Origin of the sequence: Pseudomonas sp. BW16M2, from assembly GCF_014268865.1 — a bacterium.
GTDB lineage: Bacteria > Pseudomonadota > Gammaproteobacteria > Pseudomonadales > Pseudomonadaceae > Aquipseudomonas > Aquipseudomonas peradeniyensis.
In genome coordinates this window covers 63,709-80,347 of the sequence record NZ_JABWRI010000015.1, presented here as the reverse complement: position 1 = coordinate 80,347, position 16,639 = coordinate 63,709, and the positions used below count along the sequence as shown (strand labels likewise).

General features: G+C 56.9%; 16 protein-coding genes and 4 tRNA genes. 9 read left to right on the top strand and 11 right to left on the bottom strand.

Translation table 11 applies throughout. The features are described from left to right. The first annotated feature begins 342 nt into the window (after window positions 1-342). The 4 genes from HU735_RS15445 (at window position 343) to HU735_RS15430 (ending at window position 1,219) form a co-directional block, all read left to right on the top strand. Window positions 343-418, top strand: a tRNA-Asn gene (locus HU735_RS15445). Window positions 419-422: 4 nt separating this feature from the next. After that, window positions 423-499: transfer RNA gene (locus tag HU735_RS15440), tRNA-Pro, on the top strand. Between the two features lie 6 nt (window positions 500-505). Further along, window positions 506-581, top strand: a tRNA-Lys gene (locus tag HU735_RS15435). Window positions 582-682: 101 nt separating this feature from the next. Continuing rightward, window positions 683-1,219 carry a dihydrofolate reductase family protein gene (locus tag HU735_RS15430; RefSeq protein ID WP_186714205.1) on the top strand — a complete coding sequence of 179 codons (537 nt, stop codon included), beginning with the start codon at window positions 683-685 and terminating at the stop codon, window positions 1,217-1,219. Window positions 1,220-1,337: 118 nt separating this feature from the next. Here the strand turns inward: HU735_RS15430 and HU735_RS15425 are convergent, their stop codons facing one another. The 4 genes from HU735_RS15425 to HU735_RS15410 form a co-directional block, all read right to left on the bottom strand. Further along, window positions 1,338-2,633 (bottom strand): NAD(P)/FAD-dependent oxidoreductase, encoded by a 1,296-nt coding sequence (locus HU735_RS15425; RefSeq protein ID WP_186714204.1) that lies wholly within the window; start codon window positions 2,631-2,633, stop codon window positions 1,338-1,340. An 84-nt stretch (window positions 2,634-2,717) separates the two neighbouring features. Next, entirely contained in the window at window positions 2,718-2,891 is a 174-nt protein-coding gene (locus HU735_RS15420) for a DUF3094 family protein (RefSeq protein WP_050703672.1), read from the bottom strand. Window positions 2,892-3,023: 132 nt separating this feature from the next. Continuing rightward, window positions 3,024-3,653 (bottom strand): DUF1780 domain-containing protein, encoded by a 630-nt coding sequence (locus tag HU735_RS15415; RefSeq protein WP_110739751.1) that lies wholly within the window; start codon window positions 3,651-3,653, stop codon window positions 3,024-3,026. Window positions 3,654-3,708: 55 nt separating this feature from the next. Further along, window positions 3,709-4,140, bottom strand: a complete 432-nt coding sequence (locus HU735_RS15410) for a hypothetical protein (RefSeq protein WP_186714203.1) — start codon at window positions 4,138-4,140, stop codon at window positions 3,709-3,711. 86 nt (window positions 4,141-4,226) lie between these two features. Between HU735_RS15410 and HU735_RS15405 the strand changes: the two genes are divergently transcribed. Further along, window positions 4,227-4,934, top strand: coding sequence for an energy-coupling factor ABC transporter permease (locus tag HU735_RS15405; protein ID WP_186714202.1), 708 nt, complete (start codon window positions 4,227-4,229; stop codon window positions 4,932-4,934). Window positions 4,935-5,043: 109 nt separating this feature from the next. Here HU735_RS15405 and yacG read toward each other — a convergent pair whose 3' ends face one another. From yacG to HU735_RS15385, 4 genes are read right to left on the bottom strand one after another with little or no spacing between them, the layout of a single operon-like run. After that, window positions 5,044-5,244, bottom strand: a complete 201-nt coding sequence (yacG, locus tag HU735_RS15400; protein ID WP_011535705.1) for a DNA gyrase inhibitor YacG — start codon at window positions 5,242-5,244, stop codon at window positions 5,044-5,046. Further along, window positions 5,241-5,864, bottom strand: a complete 624-nt coding sequence (gene coaE / locus HU735_RS15395; protein ID WP_011535704.1) for a dephospho-CoA kinase — start codon at window positions 5,862-5,864, stop codon at window positions 5,241-5,243. Before coaE ends, yacG begins: the two co-directional genes overlap by 4 nt. Beyond that, window positions 5,864-6,730: an A24 family peptidase gene (locus tag HU735_RS15390; protein WP_186714201.1), complete on the bottom strand. Its 867-nt coding sequence runs from the start codon at window positions 6,728-6,730 to the stop codon at window positions 5,864-5,866. The genes coaE and HU735_RS15390 overlap by 1 nt, the downstream gene beginning before the upstream one ends. Before the next feature lie 2 nt (window positions 6,731-6,732). After that, entirely contained in the window at window positions 6,733-7,941 is a 1,209-nt protein-coding gene (locus tag HU735_RS15385; RefSeq protein ID WP_186714200.1) for a type II secretion system F family protein, read from the bottom strand. Between the two features lie 227 nt (window positions 7,942-8,168). Between HU735_RS15385 and HU735_RS15380 the strand changes: the two genes are divergently transcribed. From HU735_RS15380 to HU735_RS15370, 3 genes are all read left to right on the top strand, one after another. Further along, the gene (locus tag HU735_RS15380; RefSeq protein ID WP_062575174.1) at window positions 8,169-8,579 is read left to right on the top strand and encodes a pilin; all 411 of its coding nucleotides are present in this window, start codon (window positions 8,169-8,171) and stop codon (window positions 8,577-8,579) included. Window positions 8,580-8,637: 58 nt separating this feature from the next. Further along, window positions 8,638-8,713: transfer RNA gene (locus tag HU735_RS15375), tRNA-Thr, on the top strand. A 129-nt stretch (window positions 8,714-8,842) separates the two neighbouring features. Continuing rightward, complete coding sequence (locus tag HU735_RS15370; protein ID WP_186714199.1) at window positions 8,843-8,992, top strand: hypothetical protein; 150 nt, start codon at window positions 8,843-8,845, stop codon at window positions 8,990-8,992. A gap of 388 nt (window positions 8,993-9,380) precedes the next feature. Here the strand turns inward: HU735_RS15370 and HU735_RS15365 are convergent, their stop codons facing one another. The 3 genes from HU735_RS15365 to HU735_RS15355 form a co-directional block, all read right to left on the bottom strand. Further along, on the bottom strand, window positions 9,381-10,724 hold the full coding sequence (locus HU735_RS15365) for a hypothetical protein (RefSeq protein ID WP_186714198.1): 1,344 nt from the start codon (window positions 10,722-10,724) through the stop codon (window positions 9,381-9,383). Window positions 10,725-10,922: 198 nt separating this feature from the next. Beyond that, complete coding sequence (locus tag HU735_RS15360; RefSeq protein WP_186714197.1) at window positions 10,923-14,147, bottom strand: hypothetical protein; 3,225 nt, start codon at window positions 14,145-14,147, stop codon at window positions 10,923-10,925. A 198-nt stretch (window positions 14,148-14,345) separates the two neighbouring features. Further along, the gene (locus HU735_RS15355) at window positions 14,346-14,912 is read right to left on the bottom strand and encodes a hypothetical protein (RefSeq protein ID WP_238349829.1); all 567 of its coding nucleotides are present in this window, start codon (window positions 14,910-14,912) and stop codon (window positions 14,346-14,348) included. Window positions 14,913-15,354: 442 nt separating this feature from the next. Between HU735_RS15355 and HU735_RS15350 the strand changes: the two genes are divergently transcribed. After that, window positions 15,355-16,056, top strand: a complete 702-nt coding sequence (locus HU735_RS15350) for a hypothetical protein (RefSeq protein WP_186714195.1) — start codon at window positions 15,355-15,357, stop codon at window positions 16,054-16,056. The last annotated feature ends 583 nt before the right edge of the window (window positions 16,057-16,639 follow it).

The window sequence follows — 16,639 nt, the reverse complement described above, 5'->3', positions numbered from 1 at the left end:
TGGAAGCGGGCTTGCCCCGCGATAAGGCCAGTGCAGGCGCCGCAAACCCCTGATTTTCCGGCTTCCTACCTAACTTGCTGAAAATTTTGAAAAAAGTGCTTGCACAAAATCCAGAGTGCCCCTAATATTCGCCCCGCTGTCAGGCACTGAGCGAATCACCAGCAACATCGGAGATCGCAAAACAACTTACAAATCAGTAAGTTGAACGAAAAAAAGTGGTTGACAAGCAAAACGAAGAATGTAGAATAGCCGGCCTCAGCAGCGACAACGCGAAAGCGAAGCAGCTAAAGAATTCGAAGCTAACACAGACTTCGAAGCAGTAAAGATGTACCGAAGTTCAGTTCCGCGATAGCTCAGTCGGTAGAGCAAATGACTGTTAATCATTGGGTCCCTGGTTCGAGTCCAGGTCGCGGAGCCAATCTCGGGGTGTAGCGCAGTCCGGTAGCGCGCCTGCTTTGGGAGCAGGATGTCAGGAGTTCGAATCCCCTCACCCCGACCATTTTCCGGGTCGTTAGCTCAGTTGGTAGAGCAGTTGGCTTTTAACCAATTGGTCGTAGGTTCGAATCCTACACGACCCACCATGTAAAAAGGGCATCTCGACTGAGATGCCCTTTTTCTTTTGTCCGCGATTTATATTCCCGCCCTTGCTACCCTGTGGCCTTTGCCCGCAGGAGCGCCACGCATGTCCCTCAAAGCCCGTGTTTTCATCGCCACCAGCCTGGATGGCTACATCGCCCGTGAAGACGGCGGCCTCGATTGGCTGATGGGCGCCACCCAATCCACCGACGACCATGGCTACGCCGGGTTCATGGCGGGCGTCGATACGCTGGTGATGGGGCGCGGGACGTTCGACAAGGTCATGACCTTTGGCGAGTGGCCATATGCCGATACGCGGGTCGTGGTGGTCAGCGCCAGCCTCGAGGCCTTGCCCAAGGGCGCGCCGGCGCAGGTCGAACTGCACCCGGGGCCGATTCCGGCATTGCTCGAGCACCTGCAGGCGACGGGCGCGAAGAGCCTGTACCTGGATGGCGGCAAACTGATTCAGGGGTTCCTGCGCGAGGGGCTGGTGGACGAGATGACCATCACCCGCATTCCCGTGCTGCTGGGGCAGGGGATTCCGTTGTTTGGCGGGTTGGCGAAGGATGTGCTGTTGCAGCACATGAAGACGACCAGTTACGAGAGTGGGTTTGTGCAGAGCACGTATCGCGTGGTCAGGTGAAGTCGCCAGCGTGGGAGCGGGCTTGACCCGCGATGGCGTCGGTTCAGGTCACCAGGTTATGGCGGCTGTCGCTATCGCGGGGCAAGCCCGCTCCCACCGGGGAGAGCAGGGCCTGTTATCAGTGCAGCTTCAGACGCGGCTCAGTCCCGCGCCCAATCTTGCTACCCAGCATCATCATCGCCGTGCGGAAGAACCCATACAGCGCCATCTGGTGCATCCGGTACAGCGACACATAGAACATCCGCGCCAGCCAGCCCTCCAGCTTCACGCTGCCCATCAGGTTACCCATCAGGTTGCCCACCGCCGAGAACCGCGACAGCGAAACCAGCGAGCCGTAGTCCTTGTACTCGTAGGTCGGCAGCGCCTTGTTCTCCAGGCGCGCCTTCAGGCTCTTGGCCAGCAGCGAAGCCTGCTGGTGCGCGGCCTGGGCCCGTGGCGGCACGTTGCGGTCGCTGCCCGGCTGCGGGCAGGCGGCGCAGTCGCCGAAGGCGAAGATATTGTCGTCGCGGGTGGTCTGCAGGGTCGGGCGCACCACCAGCTGGTTGATGCGGTTGGTTTCCAGGCCGTCGATGTCCTTGAGGAAGCCCGGCGCGCGAATGCCCGCCGCCCACACCTTCAGGCTGGCCTGGATCACTTCGCCGGCCGCCGTCTTCAGGCCATCCTCGGTCACTTCGCTGACCGCCGCGTTGGTCATCACCGTCACGCCGAGTTTTTCCAGGGTCTTGTGCACCGGCACGCTGATGCGCTCCGGCAGCGCCGGCAGCACCCGTGGGCCGGCCTCGATGAGGGTGATGTGCATGTCCTTCGGCTGGATCTTGTCCAGGCCATAGGCCGCCAGCTCGTGGGCGGCGTTGTGCAGCTCGGCCGCCAGCTCGACACCCGTGGCGCCGGCACCGACGATGGCCACGCTGATCTTCTCGCTGGCCACGTCACCCGCGTGGGCACGCAGGTAGTGGTTGAGCAGTTGCTGGTGGAAGCGCTCGGCCTGCTTGCGGCTGTCGAGGAACAGGCAGTGCTGCGCCGCGCCCAAGGTGCCGAAGTCGTTGGTGTTGCTGCCCACGGCGATCACCAGGGTGTCGTAGCCGATGGTGCGCGCAGGCAGCAGCTCGCGGCCCTCGTCGTCGAGGGTCGCGGCCAGCTGGATCTGCTTGCTTTCGCGGTCCAGGCCGCTCATGCGGCCCATCTGGAAGTTGAAGTGGTTCCACTTGGCCTGGGCCACGTAGTTCAGTTCGTCTTCCGAAGAGTTCAGCGAGCCGGCCGCCACTTCGTGCAGCAGTGGCTTCCAGATGTGCGTCAGGTTGGCATCAACCAGGGTGATCTCGGCCTGTTTGCGCTTGCCCAGGCTTTTACCCAGGCGGGTCGCCAGTTCCAGGCCGCCGGCGCCGCCGCCGACAATCACGATGCGATGAGTCATTAGGATATCTCACAAGTTTTACGGAATTCGTGGACACAAGGTCCGGCCGCATCCGGCACGAGGGGCGGGCGAGCGCAAGGCAGCTCATAGCACCAGTCCACTCAGCAGGCGGCTCAACAGGCCCAGACCGATGGTCACGGCCACCACCAGCAACAGGAGCAGCAACGGCCGGAAGGGCCTGCGCTCGACTTGATGCTGGGGGGCGCTCAGATACTCATCGACGCGACGCTGATCTTCGGGATTCAGGCGGCTGGTCATGGTGGGCCTCGTCAGATAGACGTTTGTGACTGCGTGTACGCCACAGCGTTCACGCAAACGCATGGGTCGAATGATAATGCTTTCTATCCCTGGCGCCGAGTGTACGTGATCGCAAAGACACCCGGCACTGGATCAAAGACTGATGCCTACGTCGAACACGATGCTGCGTCCCAGGTTGCCACGCAGGAAATCCGGCGCGTCCGGGTGGGCGAACAGCACCCGGGCGAAGGTCGGCCCCACCAGCGACAGCGACCGCCAGCCCTGGCGCAGGTACTCGGTCGGCGGCGGGAAATGGCTGTTGAGGTCGAGCACTTCGCGCTTGAGGCTGGAGAAGGCGATGATGTCCAGCTCGCCCAGGTCCAGCCCGCGTTCGCGGTAGTTGTGCGATTTCTTGCGCAGCGTGGGCGCCAGGCGCGCCAGCAGCTCTTGGGCGCTGATCCGCCGTGGCCGCTGCTCGCGGCGCACCAGCTGGGCCAGGGAAAACGCGCTGCGCCGACGTTGCAGCTCTTCGCGCCACTCGTCGTTGAGCCGCCGGCCCTCGTCGAGCACGAAGAACACCTCGAACGCCGCGTCGCGGAACAGCACGTCCGGCGGCTCTTGCCCGGCCGGGGTGAAGTCCTCGCTGCGGTAGGGAATGTTCAGCCCCTGCAGCAGGCGCTGGCAGACCCAACGCTCGCGTTCCCATTTGCGGGCATTGGACAGGAACGCATTGGCTTGTTCGGCCTGGATGGTAAGCAGGCGCAGGTAGTCTGAGTCATCCATGGGGACAAGCTTAGTCGCTAATTGATGACGGTAAGATGCTGTTTGTGCGTGGGAATCAGCCCAGCGTCAGCCACTGCTGCACGACCCCGAACAGGTGCAGCAGCCCGCCACCCACACAAATGGCCGAACTGACCGCGATAAAACGCCGGCTGCGCCCGGTGCCGGCCAGCAACAGCGGCCCCAGCAGGCCACGGGCCAGGTACACCAGGGTAATCAGGCAGATGATCGGCATCAGCAAAGGCAGTGGCGCGATCACACCGGCCGCCGACAGCGCGTAGGCGGCCCAGACCAGCAGTACCGATGCGATCACCAGGGTGACCAGGGCAGGGTAGGCGCGCCCTTGTTCGGCGGCCCGGGCCATGCGTTCGCCCGCGCCGAACAGACGGTACCAGCGCGGGCCCACGGCAATGACCATCAGGTGCAGTACCCCCGCGGTGGCGCTGAACAGCGCGCCCAGCAGCAAGGGCAGGTTGATGCCTTCGGTCATTGGGGATGCGTCCTGCAGCGAAAGGAGGTGTCAGCCTATAGCAACCGGACGAAAGGGAGAATGGGTGTAGACTCAGGCTTGTCCACATGGCCGACAGGGATATTGTTCAGGTGATCAGCGCACAGGTCTTGTCCAGCACCAGCCTCACCCTTGGCTGGCTCGGTTACGTGCCCCTGCTGGTCTGGGCCGCCAGCCGCACGCGCTGGGTGGAGTTGTTCACCGATACCCGCCGCCAGCACCTGCTGTTTGGCACGGTGTTTTGCCTGTTTGTGCTGTGGCTGGTGCGGCGCGATTTCGACACCGGCGTGTCGTATCACTTCATTGGCATGACTGCCGTCACCCTGTTGCTGGACTGGCCGCTGGCGGTGCTCGGCGGCTTTCTTGCCCAGCTTGGCTTGTTGCTGCTGGGCCGCCAGGACCTTGCCGCGATTGGCGTCAATGGCCTGCTGATCGTTGGCTTGCCGGTGCTGGTCACCGAGGTGTGCGCGATCCTGGTCGAGCGTGCCCAGCCGCGTAACCTGTTCGTGTATATCTTCTGTTGCGGGTTCTTCCCTGCCGCGCTGACCGTGATGGTGTGCCTGGCGGCCGGGCTGGGGTTGCTGTGGATGGACGAGCGGTTCGCCATGCCCGAGTGGCTGAGCGACTTTGTTGGCTACCTTTGGCTGATGATGTTCCCCGAGGCGTTTATCAATGGCACGGTGATCAGTGCACTGGTGGTGTTCTGCCCCGAGTGGTTGGAGACGTTCAACCGCACTCGTTATTTGCAGGCGCCGTGGAAGGATGAAGAGCGGTGATGTCATCTGGGGCGATCGCATTCCCCTGTAGGAGCGGCCTTGTGCCGCGAAAGGGCCGCAGAGCGGCCCCAACAATGCTGAACCAATCAGAGATCCACAAACGTCTGCCTCAATGCCGTGGCTCCAGATCCCCCGAATACAACTCATCCTCGGACTCTTCGGCCCCCGCGATCTTATGCTCCTCGGCCGCCCAGGCCCCCAGGTCGATCAGCTTGCAGCGGTCCGAGCAAAACGGCCGGAACGGGCTCTTCTCCCCCCATTCCACGGGCGCCCCACAGGTCGGGCAATCAACGGTCATCGGCTGGCTCATGGCTGGCCTCCTCGCAAAGTCAGGTAAAAGTGGTGCAGGCGGTCGATCTCGTCGTGCAGCGATTGCAGGTCACGATCGTTGACCACCACGTCATCGGCATGGCGCAGGCGTTCTTCCCGGGCCAATTGGGCCTTGAGAATCGCCTGCACCTGCTCGGGGCTGGTGTTGTCGCGTTGCAGGGTGCGCTGCACCTGCAACTCGGTCGGCGCATCGATCACCAGGATGCGCTGGGTCTTGCTGAACTGCCCCGACTCGATCAACAGCGGCGACACATACACCGCATAGGGCGTCTCCGCCTTGGCCAGGTAGCTGAAGATCTCCTGGCCGATCAGCGGATGCAGCAGTTGCTCCAGCCATTGCCGTTGCGCAGGGTCGGCGAAGATCTGCTGGCGCAGGGCGCCACGGTCGAGCTGGCCGTCCTCCAGCAACACGCCGGGGCCGAAGCGCTCGACGATACGGGCCAGGGCAGGGCGCCCCGGCTCGACAACCCAGCGCGCGGCCTGGTCGGCGTCGACCAGGTGCACGCCCAGCTCGACGAACCGCTCGGCGGCGGCGCTCTTGCCGCTGCCGATGCCGCCGGTCAGGCCGAGAATCCAGGGGGTGAAAGGCGCTGTGCTCATCAGGTTCCAAGCAGTTGCAGGTAAGAAGCGACTATTTCATCACCCCAGAGCAATGCGATCCACCCCGCAATGGCCAGATAAGGCCCGAAAGGCAGTGCAGCGCCCATCTGCGTGCGCTTCAGACGCACCAGCGTCAGCCCGATCAGCGCCCCAACCAGCGAGGCCAGCATCAAGGTCAGCGGCAAAATCTGCCAACCGCCCCAGGCCCCGAGCATGGCCAGCAGCTTGAAGTCGCCAAAGCCCATGCCCTCCTTGCCGGTCACCAGCTTGAACACCCAGTACACAGTCCACAGGCTCAGGTAACCCGCCACCGCGCCCCACACCGCGTCGGCCAGCGGCACCAGCAGCCCGAAGGCGTTGACCACCAGCCCCAGCCACAACAGCGGCAGCACCAGCACATCCGGCAGTAACTGGTGCTCGGCATCGATCAGGCTCAAGCCGATCAGGCCCCAGGTCAACAGCATCACCGCCAGCGCCTCCACGCCCGGCCCGAAATGCCAGGCCACCAGCAGCGACAGCAGGGCGGTGGCCAGTTCCACCAGTGGATAACGCACACTGATCCGCGCCTTGCACCCCGAGCAACGCCCGCGCAAGGCCAGGTAACTCAACACTGGAATGTTTTCCCACGCCCGGATCGGGCGCTGGCAATGCGGACAACGCGACGCCGGCAAGCACAGGTCGAAGCGCTCGTGCTCGGCCGGCGGCAGCCCCAGCACCTCCTGCGCCTCCCGCTGCCACTGGCGCTCGAGCATCAGCGGCAGCCGGTACGCCAGCACATTGAGAAAACTGCCCACCAGCAGACCCAGCACCGCGGCCAGGGTGTAGAAGAACGGCGGATGATCGACGACGACGGCCCAGGCATTCATGTTCAGATCAGGCTACCCAACTGGAAGATCGGCAAGTACATCGCCACGACAAGGCCCCCCACCAGCAGCCCGAGGATCAGCACGATGGCCGGCTCCAGCAGCGTGGTCAACTGCTCCAGCGCCTGGCTCACCTGCTCTTCGTAATGTAGCGCGGCCTTGTCCAGCATGGTGTCGAGGGTGCCGCTGGCCTCGCCGACCGCCACCAGCTGGCGCAGCAGTGGCGGGAACAGCCCGTCCGCCTCCATCGCCTGTTGCAGGCTTGCCCCATTGGCCACGCCCTGGCGCAACGCCAGGATCGCCCGCTCATGCAGGCAGTTGCCACTGACCGGCGCCACCGTTGCCAGCGCATCCAGCAACGCCACGCCCGCTGTATAAGAAGTCGCCAGGCTGCGCGCAAACCGCGCCAACGCCGCCTGCCCGAGCAAGGTGCCAACCACCGGCACCCGCAGCCCCCAGCGCACCATCCACAGCCGCGCCGGCAGATGCCGCCGATACACCTCCCGCCCGCCAACCCCCAATACAGTTATCAACAGCACCAACCACCCCACGTGATTGCCCAGCCCTGTGGATAAATCGATCACCCACTGGGTGAACGCCGGCAGCGCCTTGTCGAAACTGGCGAACAACCCCTGGAACCGCGGCACCACCTCCAGCAGCAACAACGCCGCCACCCCGAGCCCAGTCAGCAGCAACAGCGCCGGATACAGCATCGCCTTGCGCACCTTCTGCCGCAGCGCCTGGCGCTTCTCCAGCATCCCCGCCATCTGCTCCAGCTGCCGGTCCAGCGTGCCCGACTGCTCGCCCACCCGCACCAGGTTGCAGTACAGCGCATCGAACCACGCCGGATGCCGCTGCAACGCCTCCGCCAGCCCAAGCCCTGCTGCCACATCCTGCTTCAACCGCGCCAGCAACGCCGCCATGCCGCCGTCCACCGTGCTGCGCGCCATCACCTCGAACGCCTGCAACAACGGCACCCCCGCCGTCAGCAAGGTCGCCAGCTGCCGGCTGAACCCCGGCGCATCCGCCTTGCCCGCCCGCTGCGGCCAACGCCACTGCAACCCACCCGCCAACCTCACCCGCGTGGCCCGGATGCCCTGGCGTTGCAGCCAGGCCTGCACGAATGCCGGGCTGCGCCCCGGTTGCTGGCCGTGTTGACGAGTGCCGGAGGCATCGATGCCCTCCCAGGCGTAGAGGCGGGTAGACGGTGGCATGCGAAGGTCCTTTGCAGTGCGGCGACAAGCCCCGTAACAGCTTGCCGGGCCCGAGGGCGGGCGCGTTTCCATGACGCTCACTAGAGTAGTTCAGCGAAGATGACGCCCTGCCGTGCAGGGGTGACAAAAGGTGTCGGTTCAGGCCTACTGCGCGCCTGCCGGCCGGGGCGCAACCCAAGATGAAATGCGCCGACCGCGCCTCCATGTACTACGAAGGAAGACCGTTCATGAAAGGGCAACGAGGTATTACCCTGATCGAACTGATGATCGTCGTCGCGATCATCGGCATCCTGGCGACCATCGCCATCCCCATGTACACCAACCACCAGGCCCGGGCCAAAGCCGCGGCGGCGCTGCTGGAAATCTCCGCGCTGAAAACGCCGATGGACATCCGCCTGAACGAAGGCAAGGACGTGCCCGACGTCGCCAGCCTCGGCGGCCAGCCCGCCACCGCCCATTGTGCGATCACCGCCAGCGGCACGGCGGCCGACGGCACCGCCAGCATCGCCTGCACCCTGGCCGACGCACCGGCCAATGTGCTGGGCAAGACCGTGACCCTGGCCCGCACCCAGGCGGGGTGGAGCTGCGTGACCACGGTGGAGGAAGACCTCGCGCCGAATGGCTGCAAGGCGCCGTGAAAGTGAGGTGAAACAGGGGTTTGCGTAACGAGCACGGCAATGGTACGTTGCGCAACACGCCGGTGTAGCTCAGTCGGTAGAGCAGCGCACTCGTAACGCGAAGGTCGCAGGTTCGATTCCTGTCTCCGGCACCAGAAATGTCGATAGTGTTTAGTTACCCTATCGGGCTGATGAACCGCCTTCGGGCGGTTTTTTGCTTTTTAGGTCGGGCAAGGCGTTTCGCCTGCGAGTGGCTGGTTGCTATGCTTGGGGAGGAGGTATTCATGAATCCGTTCAAGTCGCGTTCTGAGAAGGTCAAAAGCCCCTTCGCTGAGTTCATTCGCAATGCGAAAGTTGACGAGAAGAAGCGCGTTTACACAGCCGTCCTGGTCGAGGCTTCTAAGCGACAGAACGAGATCATGGTTGTAGCCTAAGAAAAGAGCGTGTGATAAAAATTACGTTACACGAAGCCCGGCTAAAAGTCGGGATTTTCTTTGGAAAGAAACCAAGGGTAGTCCATGTTTTTGGGTGTGCTGATTACACAATGGAGTTTTGGCTGAAACCATTCGATTCTATACTTCTACAGCTGGCTCGACAGAAAATACATTGGACTCCATTTATCACTGGCTTTTCTATAGAAATATCTGTGACGCCTTTTTTGAAACGGAACTAGAGTCTGCACTAATCATGACAGGGCCGGATTTGAATTAATTTCTGAGTGTATTCAGAACTTCCCCTGGGCTAACGAGCAGCTACGAGATCAAACCGGAGTACGGTCTCATTGGGTACTCTCTCCGGCTCCATTAAGAAAATGCGGATTGTCTAGGTTTCATCTGCTTCGCTTTCAGGCTCGTAGTAGTCAATCAAATTTGCTGACAAATCACCACGCTCAAATTTTTCCAAGCCTTTCGTGCCGACGATTACAGCGCTTTTGATTTCTACGCTGAATTCTATATCACGCCCAGGGACATCATATTCCTTTCGGTGACTGCCACTAGCCGAACCAGAGAAGGTGACGCTTAATCCATTGGCAAATGTTATGTCATCTAGGTCGCTGATTTCAACTTCATCATAAATGGTATCCGACTCAGCAATAGGGCCTGATAACTCATCGCTGTTGAGTAATTCATATTTCATGCTCTCGCAAATTTCTCTGCAAACTTCTTCGACTTGATCGTGGGGTAGTAGTTTATACTCAAGGCTCTCAATGGTCGAAGTTACGTGATAAAACAGAGTGTCAGAGTCGAGATTCTCGTTTTCAGAGGTTTCGTTTTGCACAATCGTTTCGAGTGCTGACGCAAATTCTTCTCGGTCGTAGTATATATAGGAAACCAGAGATAAGGTTTTGTTGTTGAAGTTCTCGTCGTGTATCAATGAATGGAAATTTTCGTAGCCAAATACCATTGCTACGATTTCCCCTAGTCCAGCTAGAGACAACTGAATGTCGTCGTCTTTAAGACTTTCTTCGATTTTCAGCATCAGGCTATAAGCGGATGGGAATCGATTTGATGCCTGTGCTGATTTTAGTTGAGCGCTCACTACGCCAAATCTTTGCTTCTCAAGATCAGCATTCGCCTTCTTTTTCTCCTCTTCTAACTCAGCTTGATTCGCACGACTTCTCGCTTCTGCGGCTGCTGCGGCAGCAGTTTCTGATGTGGCCTTCGCTGTTTCGGTTTTTTCTTTGAATCGCAATGTTCTGAGTTTAAGTTGTTCAATTAGCTCTTTTCTTCGTTCAATGTCTAGTTTAACATTTTGTCCTAAAAATTCCTTTTCTGGATCAGCTAACAGTCGTTGCTTGTTTAGTGCTTCTTGTTGCTGTATTTTACTAATTTCGATTGACACTGCTTGTCCGTGTAGGCGCTCATTTGCAAATTGTTGCAAAAATTTTAGGCCGAGAGATACCCATGGAAAGGCAAAGATGAATAATGCTGTCATAGTGAGAGGAGCTGCTATGAGCGAATTGAATTCAAATATCTTTAAGTCATGATAGTATTTGCTAATGGTAGTGATGCGTTGCGCGGGGGTTCCTTCACCCCATATCAGTAGTGCTAAATTATCCCAGTTGCATATTATCCATGAGCCTAAGAATGCGCCGATAAACGGATCTTCGATCTTTGTTTTTGTATTTCCAGATATTGACTGCAGTATGTCGTCGAGAAATTTCATTGCGTATGACCTGATTTATTATTTAAAGAGTTGACGGAAATGGGACGAGTCTATTTTTGAATATTCTACTGAAAAATAAGTCAGTCTCCTTTGGGGTCAAGACTCAGACCAACCTAATTTCAGCCGAATTCGTCGTTTATCGCAAAGGCACCAAACTTCAGGCGTCATTGATGGGACGCCTGGCACAGGTGGCAAACCCTATCTGGCTTCAAATGAACGAATTTTCTTAAGCGCTCGACTTATTGGAGGATTTTCCACGCCTGCCGGAATAAGGATATCGTCGTCTGGCTTAATGGCCGAAATCTCCTGATCGTTTTCATCTATTTCCCAAGCATGCATGATAACAACCCCGGAAGTTATTACGTGACTGACTAGCTTACCTTCGGGGTTCACCGTGGCAACATAGCACTTCTTATGCACCTCATAGTCTTTCAAGAATCTGTCAATGTTTACAGAGGAACTTGGTGTCATGGTATGAATTCTAGAGAGAGCGGTTTGGACTTTAGAAGTCTCGTCCTCAGATCGATCAATATTGCTCGTGACTGCTACGCGATAGTGCGCAGGATTCTGCCTGTTGATGCCTCGTATCAATGCGATGCGTAAAGAGTTATTGGGGTCCTTGTTTCCAATGGTTTTTGCAATATTCTCAAATATTTTGTTTCCAATAGCTGCGTTTTCAAAATTAAATATAAGTAGAGGAGTTTCGCCTTCGCATGTTTGAAAGCCTAAGCCCTTCCAGCCGGCTTGATCCCACAGGCTCGCCTGAATAAGAGAAACCACTTTAAGCTCTCTGTGTTTCATTACCGAAAAATTAAACGGATGTTTTGGGCGCTTCTCCGGGACATCAGATATAGGGCGCCAATCCATAGGCTCTATTTTATGGTGTTCAAACCAAGTTGAGCGCCGAGTTGGTTTGTGAAATTCGCAGGTAGGGTCCTGATGAGACCCGATGCCTGGTATATCACGCCCAAAGAAATAGCTGTCCAAACTTATATTGCAGTTGAAGACAACTGCGCGTTCCAGGGCTTTGTCGTCTCGAAGCATTTCCTCGAGTTTCGGCCAGCCAATTTGAGGGCAAATGATGGACACAAAGCGAAGGCAGAATTCACTATAAAATTGCCTGATAGTATCTCGTTGTTCATCGGTCAAATTGGCAATGCTGAACGGCGAGCAGAGGACCTCTGCAGAGGTTATCTGCGCAGCGGTGTCGAAGCTGTGCTGCAGTATGAAGTCATCCTCATCTTCCAATAAGATGTCAATATTCACAGCGGGCACTGTAGCCGCTGCATGATCTGCCAGCATCGGTGCGCAAAAGCTTTCCAGTACGGCCAGCAATTGCTGCGCTAACTCAATGCATGGAGATTTTACCGGGAAGGACACAGACACCCTGCAACCCAGGATGTAGGAACTTATGGTCGTCCACCGATCCAGATAGAGGTCGAGCGGGGCCACCGGTGCTCCCATATCAATACTGCGCCACATGTTCATAAAGTTAAAGTCAATTGGCTCTCCTTCAGGTCCTGCTTTATCTTCATGACCTAAGCAAACCAATAACGCATCTGCACTTAGCCATAAATCCAACTGATTCAGTTTGTCCGGCAACCAAGCTATTCTTTCAATGTCTGAAAAATTGGAATTAAGGAATAGCTTGCCAATCAGAACCTCATAATTTACTTTCTGATTGTCTTTCCACGGTTTTTCATCCAGAGTTTGAGCGCTCAGTTGAGCTAAGTGATACCAAGTCAAAGACTGACCCATGCGACCTAGTTGGCCTTCAATCCACATGAGTCGTTGGTAAATAGCGGCTTGCTTAGCGCTTGTTCGCTGTTCCTTCAGTGCGTCAGCGGTGACCACATAAGCTGCCATCAGCGCTGCTCCTCGCGCAGCCCATAGCAGGCCCTGCTTGTCGTATGCATGAGACAACATATAAAGGGCAGCGAAGACTTCCGTCTTGCTTTCACTGCTATATAGCCCATACAGGGATAGCCCGAAGCATTTGATCGCCCTGTAATAGTCCTTTTTATCGCTGCTCAGCGCTCCTCGCCTCAGGTACTTATCTGCCTTAATCCGGCTATTCTCTCGCGCGCCGGAATAATCAATGAGCTTATCCATGAGATCCTCGTAGACCTTGAGATCTCCGAAGGCCACATCGAGAGCTTCCAACAAGTTAACGAGACGAGCCATAGGGTAACCAATCAGCTTATGTGCACTATCAGCGATGGCGCTCAAAGATCTGAAGGTGTTATTGACCTGCTCCTCATTTTCAGCAGCCAACAGATCCAAGAGCGCCAATGAAGTCTTGGCTTGCAATGCGCTGCTGATCATATCCGCGTTGTCGGCTATCGAGTTCAACTGCTCTCGAATGGCGGCTTCTATGGAGACCACATCTAGGGTGCACTTGCCGTCTCTATGAGTGGTGACAACCAGATTGAACAACGTTACGACTTTTTCCCAGACCTCAACGTTGTCGGTCTCTTGAGCCACAGCAAGTGCTTTCTCAAAGGTTTCCTCGAAGAGCTCGGCATTTTCCAGCCACCAGTACGCAGCCCATGTCAGCTGATAAAGGGCGTCGAAATACTGCCTCGGGGTACCGAATCTTTTCGCTGTCCGAACAGCGACATTGAACTGATGCTCCACGGCAGCAGCATCCCGTTCTAGCTCCTTGTAGATGATGGCCCGTTTGGTATAGAGATCGACCTGGGAAAGCGTCAAATGGCCTGGATCTTCAATCTGTTCGATCTGGCGTTCGATCTCTGCTAGCTGGATCTGCTTGTCAGCGTCGAATGGACCGATCTGAATTTTGCTCTCAATGCTGCCTGAAAGGCCTAAATGATCGATGGCAAGGTGCTGATTCTTGGGTTGTAACGTTTTATCAAGCAGCCAGGTGCGATCTATTATCGTGACCTTGACGCCGTGCTTTTTCGAAAGGTCGTCCTGAAGCTGCGCCCTCAGGCTATTCTTGATGAACTGGCTGGAGACACAGAAGATTCTGGCGTAACCACGCCCGGTGGACATGATACTCTCGACATCCTTCGTGCATTTTGTCTTCCAGTCTTTCTGGGTGCTGACACCGAATGCCCATCGCTCGGATTCTGGAGCCTCGTTTAAGCCCCAGAAAAAAGCGATCTGGTTGGAGACAGGATACGTCTCAGTGTCAGTTTTACCGTCGCCACCTGCTGTTGGCCCGGTCTGGGCAACCAAGTTGGGACATATTTCTCGCTCACAAAGCTTCCGTACGAATATCTCGAATTCAAGCTCTTGGCTTCGATTATTCAGGGTCCCGAAGTGATACTCCAGCATGGAGCGGTCGATGGTCGATTCTTGTAGCTTCACAGAGTCCGAGAATTGCTCTGGACGTCTCGCTCGCAGGAAATCTTGCGGCTTAGGATCAGAGATATTGGTAGCCGACTGTTCCTTTTCCATCATCCACTCCTGAAATGATCAACGGTATCGCCCAGCTACGATCAACGCTCTGGCCCTAGGTCAACGCAGGGCTCGACGTCATCGTGTGGTGTGTGGGTCGCGATGCTTGGGAACGTTCGCGCAGACGTGGTGAGCGGACGTTCGTTTATACCAGCCACCGGCGCTAGCACCGGACCGAAGATAATGGCTTGCCAAAATTTAGGGTGCCAACCTCTCGGGCTGCCAGAAATTACAGCTGAAATTATTCAGGCCTCCACCGTAGGGACTAGGCCTCACCGCGAAGACCTCTGGCACAGCATCCCCATCGCCGCCACCTTGGAAGAACTCTCTCATTGAAAACAGCGCCTGAGCCTTCAAGCGCTCCCATTCACGGTACAGGCTGTCTTCAAGATTCCTAGCAGTCTGCACTGCGCTGGGTTTGCGCTTGGGCTGCGGCAGGGTGTAGCTGGGCTGAGGGGAGAAATCGTAGACGAAGGTGAGGTATCCGTGCTTCCAGTCCGCAGACGGCGACGCTCGCCAGCGGAACGACACTTGCACCGATAGCCGCTTGCTCAGATGAAAAGGCGGGCTGATCTGATCATCAATGAAGAACAGCTCCCCATCTTGTCGCTCAGCATCGAGCCAGCCCTTCATTTGCTGTACTGCATGAACGAGGTCACTGCCAGCGCGCAGCGCCCCCTGTAAAGTACGTTCGCGCTTGGTAGGGGGGTTGGCATTGCCGTACTCAGCGATCGCTTGTTGGAACGCATGGAGCTTGCTAGCCACGTAGGGTCCACAATTACTGAGACCAAGGCCGTGAATTGGCTCTGGTCGTGCTTCATCTAGACACTTGCGTACTGCTGTTCGAAGCACCGTCTCGTCGACATCGCTAATTGAAGTTTGCTGATCACAAGGCAAATTAATGTACGTCATCGCCAAAACTATCCTTGTCTAACGGTTACTTGGCTACCACCTCATCTCACCCTTGGCCACTGGCAAGCCTTCGCCCGCGCCTATGCGAGCCCGATCGTCCAATGGCGCTGCCGGGGAACCCCTTGATGCTACTCGGGTGATGCTGTCATAAGTGCTCAGATAGGTGCAATGTTCGCAGTGCCTGCCTCTGGTAAGCTGATGAGGACCTTCGACTGTCGAAGCGTGGCGGGCGCAGCACCACCTATGTGTGGGTCTGACCAGAATCAGCAATCACGTGAAGGGTATGCGACCAAAGATGGATACTTGGAAATTGAATGACCTGAGGGAGCTGGTTGAGCTGAGGTTTGGTCGTGACCAAAAAGAAGCACTGGCTCCCTCCCTAGACTCAGTCGTCCAGCGGGGGGCATTTGCCAAGTATCACTATTTGGAAGCTAAGCGCTTGTTGAGTGAGGCGACAGTCGCTCATGCTGAGCCAGGTAAGATAATGGCACTGATTTTGGGGGCTGATGACGCGAGTGTGGCTTTTAGTCAGGCCCGATTTCGCGCTGCAGCTCACGTCACTGCATGCGTTCAAAGTATGCACGCGATGGCTGACATCCTTTCGCATTCGGTCTACTTCGGGCTTGGTTTAAACCTCGATGCCTCAACGAGGCTTGAACCGCACAGAATCGATATGAAGAACGTTCTCAAGAAAGTATCGATAGAACACGTTCGTCAACTGCTGGCTGTCCTCACCGGTCATGAAGATTATCAGTACCTATCCGCTCTGAATAATCACTCAAAGCACAGGAGTATCGTCACCACTCCTTACACCTTGGATCTCACTGAGGAGCACAAGCCGTCCGGGCTGAAATTCGCCGCTTTTGAGTACGGGGGCGAGCGCTTCGAGGCGCGGTGGGCTATGCCAACGCTAGATGCTGAATATTCCAGGCAGTCGAGGCTGATAGTCGGTATAGGACAAGCGCTCAATGCGTCATTGAGCACTGGAGCACTCTAAGCCGGCTGTCGAGACCTTCCAGCACCGGGTATGTGAAATCGATTTTAGGGATACAGGTTTGGGTGTTTTAGGCTGAAATCCCGTATTTATTGGCTCAATTACGTATCATTCGATTCCTGTCTTCGTACTAGCACCTAGGAAGTCACCGCAGTCCTTGCAGTGCGGGCGCTTTGTTTCTAGCTATCTCAACAGGCCTCATCAATGATCAGATTAAGCTAACCTGCACACGTCTGCTGTGACATGGCTGCTGTACGCTGGAGACCATCTGGTCTGCCGGGTTATCTTTTCCTCGGTTCGCCAATCTGCGTACAGCTGCCACCCTCTCCACACGTAGGGCTATCTATATCGGGCACGTTTCCATCATGGTGACAGTATGTGGGACACCTCAGGTGTGCCGGTCCCTTTCGTCCCGGTCGGCCAACCCACGTACTGTTGCCACCCAGTCCCTCCGTGCAAGCCATTTCCTACGTTTTCCATCGCCATTTCCTAGCCCCAAGAACCTTGCACTAGAAGCCCCCAAGGAATAAATTCCCCTCCAGTCGCGGCAAATTCCGCGACCGGGTTTGGCGACCCGGATAAACTT

Excerpts from the sequence above, each read along its gene's own strand:
- HU735_RS15425 (WP_186714204.1), bottom strand. The coding sequence starts at position 2,633 with ATGACTCATCGCATCGTGATTGTCGGCGGCGGCGCCGGCGGCCTGGAA.
- HU735_RS15405 (WP_186714202.1), top strand. The coding sequence starts at position 4,227 with ATGGCCGACAGGGATATTGTTCAGGTGATCAGCGCACAGGTCTTGTCC.
- HU735_RS15420 (WP_050703672.1), bottom strand. The coding sequence starts at position 2,891 with ATGACCAGCCGCCTGAATCCCGAAGATCAGCGTCGCGTCGATGAGTAT.
- HU735_RS15370 (WP_186714199.1), top strand. The coding sequence starts at position 8,843 with ATGAATCCGTTCAAGTCGCGTTCTGAGAAGGTCAAAAGCCCCTTCGCT.
- HU735_RS15415 (WP_110739751.1), bottom strand. The coding sequence starts at position 3,653 with ATGGATGACTCAGACTACCTGCGCCTGCTTACCATCCAGGCCGAACAA.
- HU735_RS15410 (WP_186714203.1), bottom strand. The coding sequence starts at position 4,140 with ATGACCGAAGGCATCAACCTGCCCTTGCTGCTGGGCGCGCTGTTCAGC.
- HU735_RS15380 (WP_062575174.1), top strand. The coding sequence starts at position 8,169 with ATGAAAGGGCAACGAGGTATTACCCTGATCGAACTGATGATCGTCGTC.
- HU735_RS15385 (WP_186714200.1), bottom strand. The coding sequence starts at position 7,941 with ATGCCACCGTCTACCCGCCTCTACGCCTGGGAGGGCATCGATGCCTCC.
- HU735_RS15390 (WP_186714201.1), bottom strand. The coding sequence starts at position 6,730 with ATGAATGCCTGGGCCGTCGTCGTCGATCATCCGCCGTTCTTCTACACC.
- HU735_RS15430 (WP_186714205.1), top strand. The coding sequence starts at position 683 with ATGTCCCTCAAAGCCCGTGTTTTCATCGCCACCAGCCTGGATGGCTAC.
- HU735_RS15350 (WP_186714195.1), top strand. The coding sequence starts at position 15,355 with ATGGATACTTGGAAATTGAATGACCTGAGGGAGCTGGTTGAGCTGAGG.
- yacG (WP_011535705.1), bottom strand. The coding sequence starts at position 5,244 with ATGAGCCAGCCGATGACCGTTGATTGCCCGACCTGTGGGGCGCCCGTG.
- HU735_RS15360 (WP_186714197.1), bottom strand. The coding sequence starts at position 14,147 with ATGGAAAAGGAACAGTCGGCTACCAATATCTCTGATCCTAAGCCGCAA.
- HU735_RS15365 (WP_186714198.1), bottom strand. The coding sequence starts at position 10,724 with ATGAAATTTCTCGACGACATACTGCAGTCAATATCTGGAAATACAAAA.
- coaE (WP_011535704.1), bottom strand. The coding sequence starts at position 5,864 with ATGAGCACAGCGCCTTTCACCCCCTGGATTCTCGGCCTGACCGGCGGC.